General features: G+C 73.1%; 14 protein-coding genes. 8 read left to right on the top strand and 6 right to left on the bottom strand.

Annotation, left to right across the window (positions count from 1 at the left end):
* The first annotated feature begins 143 nt into the window (after positions 1-143).
* The 4 genes from PSQ21_RS26115 to PSQ21_RS26100 are packed head-to-tail and all read left to right on the top strand — an operon-like array spanning position 144 to position 3,440.
* Positions 144-461: a PAAR domain-containing protein gene (locus tag PSQ21_RS26115; protein ID WP_274033488.1), complete on the top strand. Its 318-nt coding sequence runs from the start codon at positions 144-146 to the stop codon at positions 459-461.
* Positions 458-907 carry a GPW/gp25 family protein gene (locus PSQ21_RS26110; protein WP_274033486.1) on the top strand — a complete coding sequence of 150 codons (450 nt, stop codon included), beginning with the start codon at positions 458-460 and terminating at the stop codon, positions 905-907. Before PSQ21_RS26115 ends, PSQ21_RS26110 begins: the two co-directional genes overlap by 4 nt.
* Positions 907-2,868, top strand: coding sequence for a putative baseplate assembly protein (locus tag PSQ21_RS26105; protein ID WP_274033484.1), 1,962 nt, complete (start codon positions 907-909; stop codon positions 2,866-2,868). Before PSQ21_RS26110 ends, PSQ21_RS26105 begins: the two co-directional genes overlap by 1 nt.
* Positions 2,865-3,440: a phage tail protein I gene (locus PSQ21_RS26100; protein WP_274033483.1), complete on the top strand. Its 576-nt coding sequence runs from the start codon at positions 2,865-2,867 to the stop codon at positions 3,438-3,440. Before PSQ21_RS26105 ends, PSQ21_RS26100 begins: the two co-directional genes overlap by 4 nt.
* 72 nt (positions 3,441-3,512) lie before the next feature.
* On the opposite strand, the gene PSQ21_RS26095 is transcribed toward PSQ21_RS26100, so the two are convergent.
* Complete coding sequence (locus PSQ21_RS26095) at positions 3,513-3,812, bottom strand: hypothetical protein (RefSeq protein WP_274033482.1); 300 nt, start codon at positions 3,810-3,812, stop codon at positions 3,513-3,515.
* Positions 3,813-4,122: 310 nt separating this feature from the next.
* Here PSQ21_RS26095 and PSQ21_RS26090 point away from each other — a divergent pair, with 310 nt between their 5' ends.
* The 4 genes from PSQ21_RS26090 to PSQ21_RS26075 all read left to right on the top strand — a co-directional run bounded on the left by PSQ21_RS26090 (position 4,123) and on the right by PSQ21_RS26075 (position 10,588).
* On the top strand, positions 4,123-4,917 hold the full coding sequence (locus PSQ21_RS26090; protein ID WP_274033481.1) for a zinc ribbon domain-containing protein: 795 nt from the start codon (positions 4,123-4,125) through the stop codon (positions 4,915-4,917).
* A 445-nt stretch (positions 4,918-5,362) separates the two neighbouring features.
* Entirely contained in the window at positions 5,363-6,340 is a 978-nt protein-coding gene (locus tag PSQ21_RS26085) for a terpene synthase family protein (protein ID WP_274033479.1), read from the top strand.
* Positions 6,341-6,758: 418 nt separating this feature from the next.
* On the top strand, positions 6,759-9,053 hold the full coding sequence (locus PSQ21_RS26080; RefSeq protein ID WP_274033477.1) for a peptidoglycan recognition protein family protein: 2,295 nt from the start codon (positions 6,759-6,761) through the stop codon (positions 9,051-9,053).
* Positions 9,054-9,094: 41 nt separating this feature from the next.
* Entirely contained in the window at positions 9,095-10,588 is a 1,494-nt protein-coding gene (locus PSQ21_RS26075) for a carboxylesterase/lipase family protein (protein WP_274033475.1), read from the top strand.
* A gap of 154 nt (positions 10,589-10,742) precedes the next feature.
* Here PSQ21_RS26075 and PSQ21_RS26070 read toward each other — a convergent pair whose 3' ends face one another.
* The 5 genes from PSQ21_RS26070 to PSQ21_RS26050 form a co-directional block, all read right to left on the bottom strand.
* Positions 10,743-10,958 (bottom strand): EF-hand domain-containing protein, encoded by a 216-nt coding sequence (locus PSQ21_RS26070; protein WP_274033474.1) that lies wholly within the window; start codon positions 10,956-10,958, stop codon positions 10,743-10,745.
* A gap of 39 nt (positions 10,959-10,997) precedes the next feature.
* Positions 10,998-11,891, bottom strand: coding sequence for a polysaccharide deacetylase family protein (locus PSQ21_RS26065; protein WP_274033473.1), 894 nt, complete (start codon positions 11,889-11,891; stop codon positions 10,998-11,000).
* 402 nt (positions 11,892-12,293) lie between these two features.
* Positions 12,294-12,809 (bottom strand): ATP-binding protein, encoded by a 516-nt coding sequence (locus PSQ21_RS26060; RefSeq protein WP_274033471.1) that lies wholly within the window; start codon positions 12,807-12,809, stop codon positions 12,294-12,296.
* A 274-nt stretch (positions 12,810-13,083) separates the two neighbouring features.
* The gene (locus PSQ21_RS26055; protein WP_274033470.1) at positions 13,084-13,851 is read right to left on the bottom strand and encodes an enoyl-CoA hydratase/isomerase family protein; all 768 of its coding nucleotides are present in this window, start codon (positions 13,849-13,851) and stop codon (positions 13,084-13,086) included.
* 93 nt (positions 13,852-13,944) lie between these two features.
* Positions 13,945-15,192 (bottom strand): L,D-transpeptidase, encoded by a 1,248-nt coding sequence (locus PSQ21_RS26050; RefSeq protein WP_274033469.1) that lies wholly within the window; start codon positions 15,190-15,192, stop codon positions 13,945-13,947.
* Between the last annotated feature and the right edge of the window lie 170 nt (positions 15,193-15,362).

Below are 15,362 nucleotides of genomic sequence, written 5' to 3'. Positions count from 1 at the left end.
CGGCCCGATCACCCCGAATCCCGACCGTCTCACCGTCCGATCCCCCGGACCCTGACCGCCCCGACGACCGATGGCGCCGAAGCCCGACCGTCCCGACGTCCGATTGCCCCGAAGTCCCTTTCACAGCAAGGAGAACCCCGGCCATGCCCCCCGCAGCCCGCACGGGCGACAGCACCGCCCACGGCGGCCTCATCGGCACCCCGCCCCCGGGTGCGGTGGCCGTGGCCACCGTGTTCATCGGCGGCCGGCCTGCGGCCGTCACCGGGAGCCTCCATGTGTGCGTCATCCCTCCGCACGCCCTGCTCGGGCCGGGCAACGTGATCATGCCCAACCCGGCCGGCGCGCTCACCGGTCAGGTGCTCATCGGCGGGCTGCCCGCCGCCCGGATGACGGACAGGACGAGCTGCGGCGCGCCCATCATCAGCGGTGCGCCGAACGTCCTGATCGGGGGCCCGATGTGAGCGGCGGCGGATTCATCGGGCGCGGCTGGGGCTTCCCGCTGCGGGTCGGTCCGACGGGCGGGATCGCCCTGGTCGAGCGGGACCGGGAGATCGAGGAGGCGATCGGCCTGATCCTCGGCACCGCGCCGGGCGAGCGGCCGATGCGTCCGGAGTTCGGCTGCGGCATCCACGACTACGTCTTCGCGCCCGGCGACGGAGCGACGGCCGGGCGGATCGCCCAGGAGGTCCGCACCTCGCTGGAGCGGTGGGAGCCGCGCATCGAGGTGACGGACGTGGCGATCGCGTTCGACGCCATCGAGGAGGGCACGCTCTACATCGACGTGCACTACACCGTGCGGGCCACCAACGACCTGCGCAACCTCGTCTTTCCCTTCTACACGATCCCGTCGTCGGAGGGCTCGTCCGAGGGCTCCTCCGGGGCCGCCCGGGAAGCGGGAGTGCGCTGATGGCCCTGCCTTCGCCCAACCTGGACGACCGGCGTTTCCAGCAGCTCGTCGACGAGGCCAAGCGGTACGTCCAGCAGCGCTCCCCCGAGTGGACCGACCACAATGTGTCGGACCCCGGGGTCACGCTGATCGAGACGTTCGCGTACTTGGTCGACCAGTTGCTGTACCGGCTGAACCGGGTGCCGGACAAGAACTACGCGGCCTTCCTCGACCTGCTGGGCGTGACCCTGTTCCCGCCTGCCGTGGCGCGGGCCGAGATCGACTTCTGGCTGTCCGCGCCGCAGCCGGAGACCGTGCACCTCCTCGCGGGCACCGAGGTCGCCACCGCCCGTGGGGAGGCCGAGGAGCCGGTGGTGTTCTCCACCTCCGAGGATCTGCCGATCGTGCCGAGTTCGCTGGTCCGGCTGGTGACCGCGCCGGTGTCGGGCGACCAGACGGACCGGACCGGGCCGCTCGGCGCGGGCAAGGACATCCCGTGCTTCCAGGCCCGGCCGGAGCCCGGCGACGCCCTGCTGTTCGGGCTGCCGACGGCCGTGCCCCGGTGCATCGTCGCCGTCCGCCTCGACAGCCGGGTGGAGGGCGTGGGCGTCGACCCGCGTCAGCCGCCGCTGGTGTGGGAGGCGTGGGACGGGGCCCGCTGGGTGACGTGTGCGACCGGCACCGACAGCACCGGCGGGCTGAACAGGCCCGGTGAGGTCGTCGTGTTCGTCCCGGCCGGGCACACGCCCTCCGTCGTGGCGGGGACCCGGGCGGGGTGGCTGCGCTGCCGGGTCACCGCTCCGGAGCCGGGCCAGCCGTTCTACTCGGAGTCGCCGACGATCCGGGAGGCCGAGGTGTTCACGGTCGGCGGCACGGCGGCGGCGGAGCACGCGGAGACCGTCCTCGACGTGCCCCTCGGGGTGTCCGAGGGCGTCGCCGGGCAGCGGTTCTCGGTGAGCCGGGCGCCGCTGCTGCTGGACGGGGAGCCGCCGGTCGTCCAGGTCTCGACCGACGAGGGCTGGCAGGTGTGGACCCCGGTCGAGCACTTCGGCGCGTCCGGCCCCGGTGACCGGCACGTGCGGATCGACGCCGTGGCCGGGGAGTTCGCGTTCCCGCCGGAGGTGCGGGAGCCGGACGGCACGATGCGCGCGTACGGCGCGGTGCCGGAGAAGGGCGCCCAGCTCCGCGTCCCGCGCTACCGGACGGGCGGCGGCGCGGCGGGCAACGTCGCGCGGGGCGCGATCTCCGTGCTGCGCAGTTCGGTGCCGTACGTCGCGGGCGTCAACAACCGTGAGGCGGCGACCGGCGGGGTCGACGGGGAGACCGTGGAGAACGCGAAGGTGCGCGCGCCCAACATCCTGCGGGTGCAGGAGCGGGCCGTGACGGCCGAGGACTACGAGGTCATCGCCCGGGAGGCCGCGCCGTCGCTGCGCCGGGTGCGGTGCCTGCCGGCCGTGGCGGGCGAGGCCGGTGCGGTACGGGTGCTGGTGGTGCCCGACGCGGTCGCCGACGAGGACGGGCAGCTGCGGTTCGAGCAGCTGATCCCCTCGGACCCGGTGCTCGCGGCGGTCACCGAACGGCTCGACGAACGGCGGCTGGTCGGCACCCGGCTGGTCGTGGAACCGCCCGCCTACCAGGGCGTCACCGTCGTCGCCCGGCTGGTGGCCGCGCCCGGCGACGTGGACCGGGTCCGGACCCAGGCGCTGGAGGCGCTGTTCCGGCACATCGACCCGTTGCGGGGCGGGGCGGACGGCCGGGGGTGGCCGTTCGGCAGGCCCGTGCAGTACGGGGAGGTCTTCGCCGTGCTCCAGAGTGTGGAGGGAGCCGGTCTGGTCGAGGACGTCCGGCTGTTCCCGGCCGACCCGATCACCGGACGGCGCGGGGCGGCGGTGGACCGTATCGACGTGGCGCCCGGAGCCCTGGTCTTCTCGCACCAGCACCAGGTGGTGGTCACCGCGAACGGGGCCGGTGAGGGCGTATGACGCGGGCCGCGATACCCGGGCTGCCCAGCCGGTACCCGATCGGCGAGCTGCTGCCCGCCCTCTACGCGGACGACGACCTGGCCCAGCGGTTCACGGCGGGCCTGGACACGGTGCTGGCCCCGGTCCTGTCCACCCTGGACAACCTGCCCGCGTACTTCGACCCGTCGCTGGCCCCGGCCGACTTCCTGCCCTGGCTGGCGTCCTGGGTGGGCGTCGAGGCCGATCCGGCGTGGCCGGTCGAGCTGCGCCGGGCCGTCGTCGCGCGCGCCGTGGAGCTGCACCGGTGGCGCGGCACGCGGCGGGGTCTGATCGAGCGGCTGCGGCTCTGCTGCGGTGTGCACGCGGACGTCCGGGACGGCGGGGGCGCCACCTGGTCGGCCGAGCCGGGCACGACGCTCCCGCCGCCGCCCACCGGTGAACTGCTCGTCCGGGTCTGGCCGGTGCGCGAGGGCGTCGCGGTGGACGCCCGGCGCGTCCTGGACGTCGCAGCCGCTTCGTGCCCCGTCCACCTCACCTGCCGGGTGGAGGTCCTGCCGGGCCCGCCCGGAGAGCCCGAACAGACAGGAAGCTGACGTGATGCGTTCGTGCCCGGCGTGCGGTACGGCCAACGGCGAGAGTGACGACTTCTGCGGCAACTGCGGCGGCTACCTGGGCTGGTCCTCCCAGCCCGCGCGGCCGACGCGAACGGCTGCTCCGGAGCCGGAGCCGGAGGCTGGACCGGTCCCGGTCCCGGAGCCGGAGCCGGAGCCGAAGGCTGGGCCGGTCCCGAAGCCGGTCCCCGGGCCGGTGGAGGCGGAGGCACCGGTCGCGGAGGGCGGGCCCGTGCCGCAGCCGGAACCGGCCGGACCGTCGCCGTCACCGACGACGACGCCCGCACCGGACCCGGGCCCGCCCGCACGGCCGGCGCGCCCCACTCCCGCGCCCGCGCCCACGTCCTCACCCACGCCCACTCCGGCACCCGCGCCGTCGGCTCCGCCTTCGCAGCGGTCCGGCCCACCGGCGCGCCCCGCCCCCGACGCCCCGGACCAGCGCGAACAGCCGCCGCGCCCCGGACCGGCGTCCCCGGAACGCCCCGAACCTCCCGCACGCCCCGAGCAGCCGCCGACGCCGCCCCGGCCGACTCCCGCGCCCGCGCGGCCCGCCGCTCCCGCCCCCGTACCGGCGACGCCGCCCGTGCCTCCGGTGCGGCCCGCTCCCGCTCCCGTACGCCCCGGAGTCCCGCTTTCCGCACCGGCTTCCCGGAGTACGCCCGAGGTGGACGAGGAGAACGAACCGGTCGGGGCGGTCCGGCCGGCCAAGCCCGTGGCCCGGCGGCCCGTCGTGCGGCCGGTGGAGGCGGACGAGACGCCGGACGGTCCGCCCTGCCCGGCCTGCGGCACGCCGAACCTCCCGGGGCGGCAGTTCTGCCGGCGGTGCGCCGCTCCGCTCCGGACCCGGGAACAGCCCGCCGCCCTGCCGTGGTGGCGCACCGTGTGGCCGTTCCGCCGCCGGGTGCGCGGGGGCTCGGGCCGGGCGCTGCGGCGGACGCTCCTGGTCCTGGTCGTGGCCGGACTGCTGGTCGCGGGCTTCCTGTTCTTCCCCCTGGGGCGCTACGTCTACGAGGACGTCCGGGACAAGCTCGGCGGCACGCGGGAGATCAGCCCCACCGGGGTGACCGCCAGCGCCTCGGCCCCCGGTCACCCGGCGAGCGCGGCGTTCGACAGCCTGACGAACAAGTACTGGGGCGCCCCCGCACTCGGCGCGTCGCTGACCTCCTCGTTCGGGACGCCGTTCCGGCTGGTCGGCGTCGTGGTGCACACCGGTGTGTCGAAGGAGCCCCAGGAGTTCCGGCGGGGCGCGCGGCCGACCCGGGCGGAGCTGATCGTCACCACGAAGGACGACAAGGTCCACAAGAAGACGGTGACCTTCAACGACAAGCCCGGCAAGCAGGAGACACGGTTGGGCATCAGCGACGTCGTCTCCGTCCGGCTGGTGCTGCGGGAGGCGGTCGGGCAGGGCGAGGGGCGGCCGATCGCGGTCGGCGAGATCGAGTTCTTCAAGCGCACGTGAGCAGGCGCGCCCGAGCCGGAAGCCGTCATTCCGCCCTTCACTCGACACGCCCGGCCCCGTTCGGCCGCCGCCACGCCGAGGGCCCCGCGAGTTCACCAACTACCCTTCAGCGACCGGAGAGTTATTGACGATCAAACATTTTCGGTCACATATGGCTTCCCTCCGCACCCCCACCCGGGGTTGACTGGGCATCACCCAAGGTGACGCGCCCACCCACCGGCTCGCCGACCCTGCCCCGGCGCCCCGGCTCCCGGCGGAGGAAGGAGGACAGCGATGGCCCTCCCACCTCGTACGTCGTCCGTCGCCCGGTCTCCGGGCTTTCGGTCGACGCCGGCCGACGGGCCCGTCCCCTGCCCGGTCACCCGGAACGCGTCGTTCATATCGTCCGCCCGTATTCATCAGACGAGGGGCAGCAATGAGCCAGATCACGTTACCTGCGTTTCACATGCCGTTCCAGAGCGCTGGATGCAATCCAGGCCTGGCGGAAACCCGTGCGGCCGCCTGGGAATGGGCCGAAGCCGAAGGGCTCGACCTCTCCGTACCGGCCCGTAAGAAAATGATCCGGACCCGCCCGGAACTATGGATCTCCCTCATCTTCCCGCAGGCCACGCAGGAACATCTCGACCTGTTCTGTCAATGGCTCTTCTGGGCCTTCCTGGTGGACGACGAGTTCGACGACGGCCCGGCCGGACGCGATCCGCTGATGTGCGAGAGGGCGATCACCCGTCTGGTGGACGTCCTCGACGGCGCCGCACCGCACGGGCCGATGGAGCGGTCGCTCGCCGGGCTGCGGGACCGCACCTGCCGCGGGCGGTCGCCGCAGTGGAACCGGCAGTTCCGGCGGGACACCGCCGCCTGGCTGTGGACCTACTACGCCGAGGCCGTCGAGCGCGCCGCCGGGCAGGTGCCGAGCCGGGCCGAATTCGCCAAGCACCGGCGGGATTCGGTCGCCATGCAGCCCTTTCTCTGCCTGCACGAGATCGCCGCCGGAATCGACCTCCCGGATTCCGCCCGGAGCCTCCCCGCCTATATCGCCCTGCGGAACGCGGTCACCGATCATTCCGGGCTCTGCAACGACATCTGCTCCTTCGAGAAGGAAGCCGCTCTCGGCTACGAGCACAACGCCGTACGGCTGATTCAGCGCGACCGGGGCTGCGCCCTGCAGGAGGCCGTCGACGAGGCCGGTATTCAACTGGCACGGATTGCCGAGCGGGTGCAACGGGCGGAAAAGGAACTGGTCGAGGAAATCGAGGCGGCGGGCATCGACGGCCCGACCCGGGCAGCTCTGGAGCGGTGCATGAAGGACTACCGGGGACTCGTACGGGGCGACTTCGACTACCACGCGCGCGCCGAGCGCTACACCCGCCCGGATCTGGTGGAGCTGGACGAACGGGACTCGCTGTCCCAGTACTTCGCCGCCTGAACGACCCGCCCGGCGAGGACCGCCCCCGCGCGGCTCCAACGGCCCGGGGATCGGCTCTCCCGGCCCGGGGGCACGGGGGCACGGGGGCACGGGAGAGCCGGTCCCCCGGGCCGTCGTGACCGGTCGAACGTTCCCGGCCCGGCCCCGAACGCTTCCCCAACCGTTCCCGAACGTCCCTCAACCGGTCCCTAACCAGCCCCGAACCGGTCCCCAACCGGTCCCCGACCGGTCCCGAACGTTCGCGCCGGACCGGGCGGGTGGGGTGATGTCCGGTCCGGTCGCATGGAAGACTGAGGCCCGCAAGCATGTCCCGGGTCGCCCCACCGACCGGGCCGACGGAAACGCCGTGCCCCCGGTCAGCGACTGACCGGTCGGAATGCCCTGCCCTCCAGTCAGCGTCGTCCCCGGGGAATCACACGTGAGAGCACAACGAAGAATGTGGACCACGGCCGCCGTCACCACGGCGGCCGTGGCAGGTGTCCTGGTGTTCCAGGGCGTGACCGGCACCTCCGACTCCGACCGCGACGGGCGGGCGGCGGACGCCAAGTCCGCCCCGGTGAAGGCCGATGTGCACCGGACCGCGCTGAAGACCTCGGCCGACGGCGGCTCCGCGTCGCTCGCGCGGCGCGACACCGAGCCGTTCAGTCTGCTCGGCGTCACCTGGACCGATCCCGCCGCCCGGGTGACGGGGAGCGTCGAGGCCCGTACCCGGTCCGCCGCCACCGGCGAATGGACCGGCTGGCTGCCCCTGGACACCGAGATCGACGGGCGCACCGAGACCGGCCGGTCCGGCGTCCGCGGCACCACCGAACCCCGCTGGGTCGGCCCCTCCAACGGCGTCGAGGTCCGCGTCCGGGCCGGTGACGGCGTCCGGGCCGGGCTGCCCGAGGGGCTGCGGCTCGACACCGTCGACCCGGGCGGCGACCCCGCCCCGCTCGCCGCCGAACCGGCCGCGTTCGCCGTGGAGGAGACCCCCTCCGGGGAACCCACGCCCGGCCAGGAGCCGTCGGCCACCCCGCCCACGGAGGAGCCGGTCGAGGAGCCCACGGACGAGCCGTCGCCCACCCCGACCACCGAGACCCCGGCGCCGCCGAGCCCCACACCGAGCCCGAGCACCGAAAGCCCGGCGCCGTCCGCTTCGCCGACGACGCCCACCGGCTCACCGTCGCCGACGCTCCCGCCCGCGCCGCCGTCCACCGCTCCGCAGCCGCCGATCGTCTCCCGGGCGGCCTGGAAGGCGGACGAGTCGCTCAGCACCGAGGCGCCCGACTACCTGGCCCAGGTCAAGGCCGTCTTCGTCCACCACACGGCGCAGACGAACGCGTACTCCTGCGCCGACTCCGCGGCCATCGTGCGCGGTCTGCACACGTACCACGTGAAGTCGAACGGCTGGAAGGACCTCGGCTACAACTTCATCGTCGACAAGTGCGGCACGGTCTTCGAGGGCCGCAAGGGCGGTGTGGACCGGCCCGTGATGGGAGCGCACACCTACGGGTTCAACCGGGACACCACCGGCATCGCCGTGATCGGCATGTACACCGACACCAAGGCCGCGACCGCCGCGACCACCTCGGTCGCCCGTGTCGCCGCGTGGAAGCTCGGCCAGTACAAGGGTGACCCGGCCGGTACCGTCCAGCTCACCGCCGGGGCGAACGGCAAGAACCTGGCCCACAAGGCGTTCGTCGCCGGACAGCAGTACGCCTTCCCCCGGATCTCCGGGCACCGGGACGGGTTCGCCACCGAGTGCCCCGGCCTCTCCCTCTACCAGCAGCTCCCCGCCATCCGCTCCCTGGCCGCCGGCCCCGTCACCGGGCTCAGCATCACCTCGGTGACCGGCGCGAACGCCTCCGGTTCCACGTACTACACCCGGTCGAAGATCACCGTCGGCTGGAAGGCGGCCACGCCGTCCTCCTTCGTCAAGGGATACGAGCTGCTCGTCGGCGGAAAGCCGGTGGCCTCGGTCAAGGGCAACGTCACCTCCGCCCCGGCCACCCTCGCCGCCGGCAAGCACTCCGTGCAGGTCCGGGCCACCCACCAGTCGGGGAAGACCACCCTGTCGCCGGCGGCGACCGTGGTCGCCGACATCGCGGCGCCGGTCTTCTCCACCAAGCCGGCCCTCACCCTGCGCACCGGCACGGTGAACACCAGCGCGGTCCCGCTCACCCTGAAGTGGAAGGCCACCGACGCCGCCTCCCTCAAGGAGGTCCGGCTCACCGCCCCCGTCGGGAAGACCTACGGCCCGACCACGAGCAGCGCCTCGCACACCGCGAAGTCCGCCAAGGCGACCGCCTGGAAGATGACGGCGTACGACCGCGCGGGCAACACGGCCGCCGCCTCGGTCACCCGCACCCCGGTGATCCTCCAGGAGTCCGCCGCCAAGAAGAGCGGTAAGTGGACCACGAAGTCCTCCGGCAGCTACCTGGGCGGCAAGTCGTACTCCAGCAGCACCAAGGGCGCCAGTCTGACCTGGACGTTCACCGGGCGGTCAGCCGCGTGGGTGGTGTCGCGGGCCGCCACCTCGGGGCAGGCATACGTCTACGTCGACGGGAAGAAGGCCGCCACGGTGGACCTGAAGTCCTCCGCCACGAAGTACCGGCAGGCGATCTGGACGAAGTCCTGGTCCTCCAGCGCCAAGCACACGGTCAAGATCGTGGTCGTCGGAACCAAGGGCCGCCCGGCGCTGACCACGGACGGGCTGGTCTACCTGAAGTAGCCGCCCGGGCCACCGCACCGCGAGAGGGGTGGGCACGCGTCATGTCCGACATCGTGGCGGGGACTCCCCCGTTGGTGCGGACCGTGCACGGCACCGTGCGCGGTGCGGTGGAGCGGGGCGTCGCGGTCTTCCGCGGCATCCCGTACGCGGCTCCGCCGGTGGGCGCGCGCAGGTTCCGCGCGCCCGCTCCCCCCGAGCCGTGGACGGGGGTGCGCGAGGCCGTGGCGTTCGGTCCGACCGCCCCGAAGCGGCCCTACGCCCCGCCGCTGGACCGGCTGCTGCCGGATCCGGCGGTGCCGGGCGACGGCTGCCTGAACCTCAATGTGTGGACGCCGTCGCCGGAGCGGAGCACGGCCGGGCTGCCGGTGCTCGTCTGGATCCACGGCGGCTCGCTGATACACGGCTCCTCGGCGGTGCCGGTGTACGACGGGTCCGCGTTCGCCCGGGACGGGGTGGTCCTCGTCTCGGTCAACTACCGCCTGGGCGTCGAGGGCTTCGGGGTCCTCCCGGACGCGCCCGCCAACCGGGGGCTCCTGGACCAGCTGGCCGCCCTGGAGTGGGTGCGCGACAACATCGCGGCGTTCGGCGGCGACCCGGGCCGGGTGACGGTGGCCGGGGAGTCGGCGGGGGCGGTCGGCGTCGCCGCCCTGCTGGCCTCGCCCCGTTCGGCGGGGCTGCTGCGGCGGGCGGTGCTCCAGAGCGGGGCGCCCGCCGCGCTGCCGGCCGACGGTGCGCGCGGGACGACCGAGCTGATCGCGAAGCGGCTCGGGGTGCCCGCGACAGCCGCCGCGCTGGCCGCCGTGGACCCCGAGGCGCTGCTGACCGCGCAGACAGAGGTCACCAGCGGCGGGAACCCGCTGACCGGCCGCAGCTCCTTCCAGGTGGTCGTGGACGGCGAACTGCTGCCCCACGACCCCGTGGAGGCGCTGCACGCGGGCGCGTCCGCCGGGATCGATCTGCTGCTGGGCTCGAACACCGAGGAGTACCGGCTCTGGTTCGTACCCGGCGGCCTCACCGAGAAGATCAGCGAGCCGCGGCTCCGCCTCGCCCTGCTGAGGTTCAGGGTGCCGGGCGCCACGGCCCGCACCTACCGCGCCAACCGCCCGGACGCCACCCCCGGCGAGCTCCTCGGCGCGCTCGCGACGGACCTGCTGCTGCGGGTCCCGCTCAACCGGCTGGCCGATGCCCGGACGCACGCGCCGGGTGCCACGTACGTGTACGAGTTCGGCTGGCCCACCCCCGTACAGCGCCTCGGCGCCTGTCACGCGCTGGAGCTGGGCTTCGTCTTCGACACGCTCGCCCACCCCGACACGATGGCCCTGACCGGCCCCGACGCCCCGCAGGAACTGGCGGACGCGATGCACCGGGCGTGGGTCGATTTCGTGACCGACGGGGACCCCGGGTGGCCGTCCTGGGACGCGCGGCGGCCCGTGACGGTCTTCGGCCCGGGGGCGCCGGAGCTGGTCCTGGCCCCGCGCGACGACGAGTTGCGCGGCTGGAAGCCGTACCGCACAGGCCGCCGCGAGGCCCGATAGCGCGGTCGGGCCGGGAGGGGGCCGGTGAACGTCACGGCCCGGTCCTCGCCGGTGGACACGGACACGACATGGCGGCGGCCGGACCCCGAAGGCACGGGACCGGCCGCCGAGGCGGATCAGGCCTTGCCCGGGGGCTCAGGCCTTGCCCGCCGGCTCAGGCCTTGTTCTGCGAGGCCCAGAACTCGTCGAAGGTGAGCATGCCGTCACCGTTGCCGTCGTGGGAGTTGATGATCGCCTGCGCCACCGTCTCGGTGACGAAGGGGTCGCCCAACTGGGCCATCGCGCTCTTGTACTCGTTGGCCGTGATGAGCCCGTCGCCGTCCCTGTCGAACCGCTCGAATGCCGTCCGCGCCGACTCGATGTCCGCCACTGTTCCGCCCCTTCGTGATGCCGAATGTCAGGGGTCAGATTATCGGGCCGTCCGGGTGACATCGGCGGCCGGTCGGCCCAGCAGCTCCGTGGCCGTCACCGCGCGCAGCCCGCGGCGGCCGATCTCGGCGAGAAGCAGCGGCAGCGCGTCGACGGTGACCGGGCGGCCGAGACTCAGCTCCACCACCGAACCGTTGCGCAGCTCCCCCGCGACCTTCCGGGTGACCGTGGCGACGCGGGTGGCCGCGTGGTCGAGCGACTCCACGTCGCAGCCGAGGACATGGGGGTAGCCGGCCCGCTGGGCGAGGCGCTGGAGGAGCGGGGAGGCGTACGCGGTGGGCGACGGGCGGAACCAGGCACCGATGGACCCGGTGAGCCGGCGCAGCCGCCGGGCGCACGCGGCGATCTCCTCGTACGCCGCGCGCTCGTCCAGGGAGGCGAGGTCGAGGTGGTGCTCGGTGTGGTTGCCGATCTCGTGGCCCCCGTCGAGGATCCGGCGGGCCAGGCCGGGGTGGTCGGCGAGCCAGGCGCCGACCACGAGCACCGTGACGTGCGCCCCGGCCTGTTCGCACCGGGCGAGTGCGGCGCGGGCGAGGTCCGGATCGCCCCGCCCGTCGAAGGTGAGGGCGACGCGGGGCCGGTCCCGGGGGCCGTGCGCGATCCGGAAGGGCAGCCCGGGGAAGGCGCGGGGAGCGGGGGCGGCGGCCCGGGAGGCGGCGGGGGACGGAGTCACGGCGGCGGTGACGGTCGGGCCCGGGGTGCCGGAGGCGGTGGTGGCGGACGATGTGCCGGGTGGGCGGGTGACGGCCGCGGGCCCGCCGGCTCCGCCCGCCCCGTCGCTCCGGGCGCACCCTGCGGCGAGGGCGGCGGCCAGCGCCCCGGCCCCGGCTCCCAGCGCGTTTCGGCGGCCCATCGGGGCCCTGTGTCCGTCCATGCCCGACCACCTCGCGTTCCACGGGTTCCACCGGTTTCCGGGGACACAGTAGGGGCGCGCCGAGCGAATTGGGGTGATTGGGCACTTCAGCAGATGATCAATGAATCATTCAAGCGGTGCCATAAGAATGCATTGAATGCCAGGCGAGTGACCGAGCACACCTGCGATTCAACCGGCGAATGCCCGCTTGTTCCATGTATATCCCGACAAGTCGCTTTGGCACCGGGGTCGCCCGTCTGCCATAGTCGGAGCCACGACCCCCATTGACCCGGGCACCGGTCGTCATGAGCGGCCGTGGACACACCCCCCATTCCGCGGCCCCCGACAGAAGCCCCCCGCAGCGCCGCACCACGGCCGACCGGGGGCTTCTGCGCATCCGGAGCAGGGGGGCGGGGTGGCCGGTCAGCGGTCGGAGATGCGCATCTCGAACCAGGTGGTCTTGCCGCGCGGCAGCAGATCCACACCCCAGCGGTCGGAGAGCTTGTCGACGAGCATGAGCCCCCGCCCGCTGATGTCCATCTCCCGCACCGGCATCAGACACGGCAGTCCGCGCGAGGGGTCGCGCACCTCGACGCGGATCCAGCCCCGGCGGCGGACCATCCGTAACCCGAAGACCCGGGCCCCGGTGTGGCGCACCGCGTTGCCCACGAGTTCGGAGACGAGGAGCACCGCGTACTCGGCGGTCTGGGGCGAGAGCGCCCACTGGCGGAGGACGACGCAGGAGGTGATGCGCCGTGCCGTCGCCGCCGACTCCGGACGGGACGGCAGCCGGACCTCCCCCTCCGTCGGATTTCCGAACAACTCCAGCGCCTTGAACGCCTGTTCGTCATCCATGGTCGATGTCCAGCGTGCCGCGGTCGCGCTGCTGCGCGGTCGCGGCTGATCCACACCCTCCAAGCCCGCCATGCCCACCATCATGGCCGCACGGATCGCCCCCCGGGGCCGTTCCGGGGGAATCCGCACCCCGGGACGACCCGCCCCACGGAAGGCTTTTGGCATATGCCTCTGGCAGGGCAACACCTCGGACGGCCCTGCTGAGCTGCGACGATGCCCTACCTCGGGAGGACGACCCGGCCGGAGACGCTACCGGGCCTTAAGGTTGCCTTAAGGCCCGGATAATCCGCTCTGACGGATGAACTCCCCGCGCAGGACCATCCGACCCGACTACCGGGCCACCCGTTCCGACTACCCGTCAGCCGAATGTGGCCTTGCCCGGCCCCTCCTCCACGAAGCTGCGCATCCCCCGCTCGCGGTCCTCGGTCGCGAACAGGCCGGAGAACCAGTTCCGCTCGATGGTGAGCCCGGTGTCGAGGTCCGTCTCCAGTCCGGCGTCGATCGACTCCTTGGCCGCGCGCAGTGCCAGCGCCGGCCCCTTGGCCAGCGCGGCGGCCCAGGCGTGCGCCTGCTCGTAGACCTCGGCGGCCGGGACCACCCGGTCGACGAGCCCGAGCGTGAGGGCTTCCTCCGCCTTGACCATGCGGCCGGTGAAGATGAGGTCCTTGGCGCGGGAGGGGCCGATCAGCCGGGCGAGCCGCTGGGTGCCGCCCGCGCCCGGGATGAGTCCGAGGAGGATCTCCGGCTGGCCGAGCTTGGCGTTGTCCGCGGCGATCCGGAAGTCGGCGCAGAGCGCCAGTTCGCAGCCGCCGCCGAGCGCGTAACCGGTGACGGCGGCGACGACCGGCTTGGGGATGCGGGCGACGGCGGTGAAGGCGTCCTGGAGGCCCTTGGACCTCAGAACCATCGCCGTGTGGTCCATCGCCTGCATCTCCTTGATGTCCGCGCCCGCCGCGAACACCTTCTCGCCGCCGTAGAGGATCACCGACCGCACGTCCTCGCGCCGGGTCGCCTCCTCGGCCAGTTCCCGCAGCCGGTCCTGGATCGCCACGTCCAGGGCGTTCATGGGCGGCCGGTCCAGGAGGATCGTGCCGACACCGTCGCGTACTTCGAGAGTCACAGTCATGCCAAGAGGTTAACCACCGCTAACGCCGACGGGCCCGGTGCCGTTGGTCACAGCACCGGGCCCGCCCGGTCGATCGGGGAGCGGAAGGAAGCCCTACTTCTTCCACTCCTCCCAGTCCATGTTCCAGCCGTTGAGGCCGTTGTCCGGGGCGATCTGCTTGTCCTTCGAGTTCTTCACGATGACCACGTCGCCGATCAGCGACTTGTTGTAGAACCAGGCCGCCGGCGTCTGGTTGTCGTAGCCGCCGCGCACATCCCGCAGACCGACACAGCCGTGGCTGGTGTTGGAGTTGCCGAAGATGGAGGACGCGCCCCAGTAGTTGCCGTGCAGGAAGGTGCCCGACGTCGACAGCCGCATGGCGTGCGGCACGTCCTTGATGTCGTACTCGCCGCCGAAGCCCACGGTGTCGCCGTTCATCCGGGTCACCTTCAGCTTCTCGCTGATGACCATCTGACCGTTGTACGTGGTCGTCGCCGGTGCGCCCGCGGAGATCGGGATGTCCTTGATCTGCTTGCCGTCGCGGACCACCTTCATCCGCTTCGCGCTCGCGTCGACGGTCGAGATCTGGCTGCGGCCGATGGTGAACGACACCTTCTTGGCCTGCTTGCCGTAGACGCCCGGCCGGCCCTCGACGCCGTCGAGGTTGAGGTCGACGGTCACCTTGGTGCCCGCCGCCCAGTACTTCTCCGGGCGGAAGTCGAGACGGTCGTTCCCGAACCAGTGGCCCTCGATCTCGACGGCCGGCTCGGCCGTCACCTTGATCGCCCGCTCCACCGCGTCGGGGTCGGTGATGCCCCGGGTGAAGTTGATGGAGACCGGCATGCCGACCCCGACGGTGGAACCGTCCTCGGGCGTGTAGTGGCCGATGAAGGTGTTCGCCGGGACGAGCGTGGTGAAGGTGGTGTCCTTCGCCGACTCACGTCCCTCCGCGTCCTTCGCCACCGCGTGCACCGCGTACTTCGTGGCGGCGGCGAGGTGCCGTTCGGGCGTCCAGCTCGCGCCGTCGGCCGCGATCTCCCCCTCGACCTCGTTGCCCTTGGGGTCGGAGACCTTCACCGTGGTCAGCTTGCCCTGCGTGGCGCCGATCTTCAGCGCACCGCTGGTCGCCACGGACTCCGCGCCGTCCTCGGGCGCGATGGTCACCACCGCCTGCGAAGCGGTCGTGTCCTCACTCTTCGCGCTGCCCGCCGGCCCCTTCTCGTCCCCCGCGCCGGCGTCGCCGCCGCCGCACGCCGTCACCAGCAACAGCAATGCGCCCAGAACCAGGGCCAGGAGCCCCGTTCCGCCGCGCCGCTTCCCGCTCGCCCCGGCCGATGCCCCCGATATCGGCTGCCCGTTCACTGTGGTCGTCTCCCCTCGCAGGGCCCGGCTCCCGCCATGGCCCGCACCCCCGCGCGCCGAACATGCGCGCCCGCCGCAAGATAATCACATCGCGAGCGGGGTGAACTCCCTCCGGAATGTCACCGTTCCGTACCAGTGGTCCGGGGAGCCGCGCAGGTGGCGCGGGGGGC

Source organism: Streptomyces sp. MMBL 11-1 (genome assembly GCF_028622875.1).
In the GTDB taxonomy this organism is placed as follows: domain Bacteria; phylum Actinomycetota; class Actinomycetes; order Streptomycetales; family Streptomycetaceae; genus Streptomyces.
This window is presented reverse-complemented; position numbering and strand designations above follow the sequence as displayed.

Coding starts and splice junctions, on each gene's coding strand:
- PSQ21_RS26065 (WP_274033473.1), bottom strand. CDS start 11,891: ATGGACGGACACAGGGCCCCGATGGGCCGCCGAAACGCGCTGGGAGCC.
- PSQ21_RS26100 (WP_274033483.1), top strand. CDS start 2,865: ATGACGCGGGCCGCGATACCCGGGCTGCCCAGCCGGTACCCGATCGGC.
- PSQ21_RS26115 (WP_274033488.1), top strand. CDS start 144: ATGCCCCCCGCAGCCCGCACGGGCGACAGCACCGCCCACGGCGGCCTC.
- PSQ21_RS26085 (WP_274033479.1), top strand. CDS start 5,363: ATGCCGTTCCAGAGCGCTGGATGCAATCCAGGCCTGGCGGAAACCCGT.
- PSQ21_RS26060 (WP_274033471.1), bottom strand. CDS start 12,809: ATGATGGTGGGCATGGCGGGCTTGGAGGGTGTGGATCAGCCGCGACCG.
- PSQ21_RS26075 (WP_274033475.1), top strand. CDS start 9,095: ATGTCCGACATCGTGGCGGGGACTCCCCCGTTGGTGCGGACCGTGCAC.
- PSQ21_RS26105 (WP_274033484.1), top strand. CDS start 907: ATGGCCCTGCCTTCGCCCAACCTGGACGACCGGCGTTTCCAGCAGCTC.
- PSQ21_RS26055 (WP_274033470.1), bottom strand. CDS start 13,851: ATGACTGTGACTCTCGAAGTACGCGACGGTGTCGGCACGATCCTCCTG.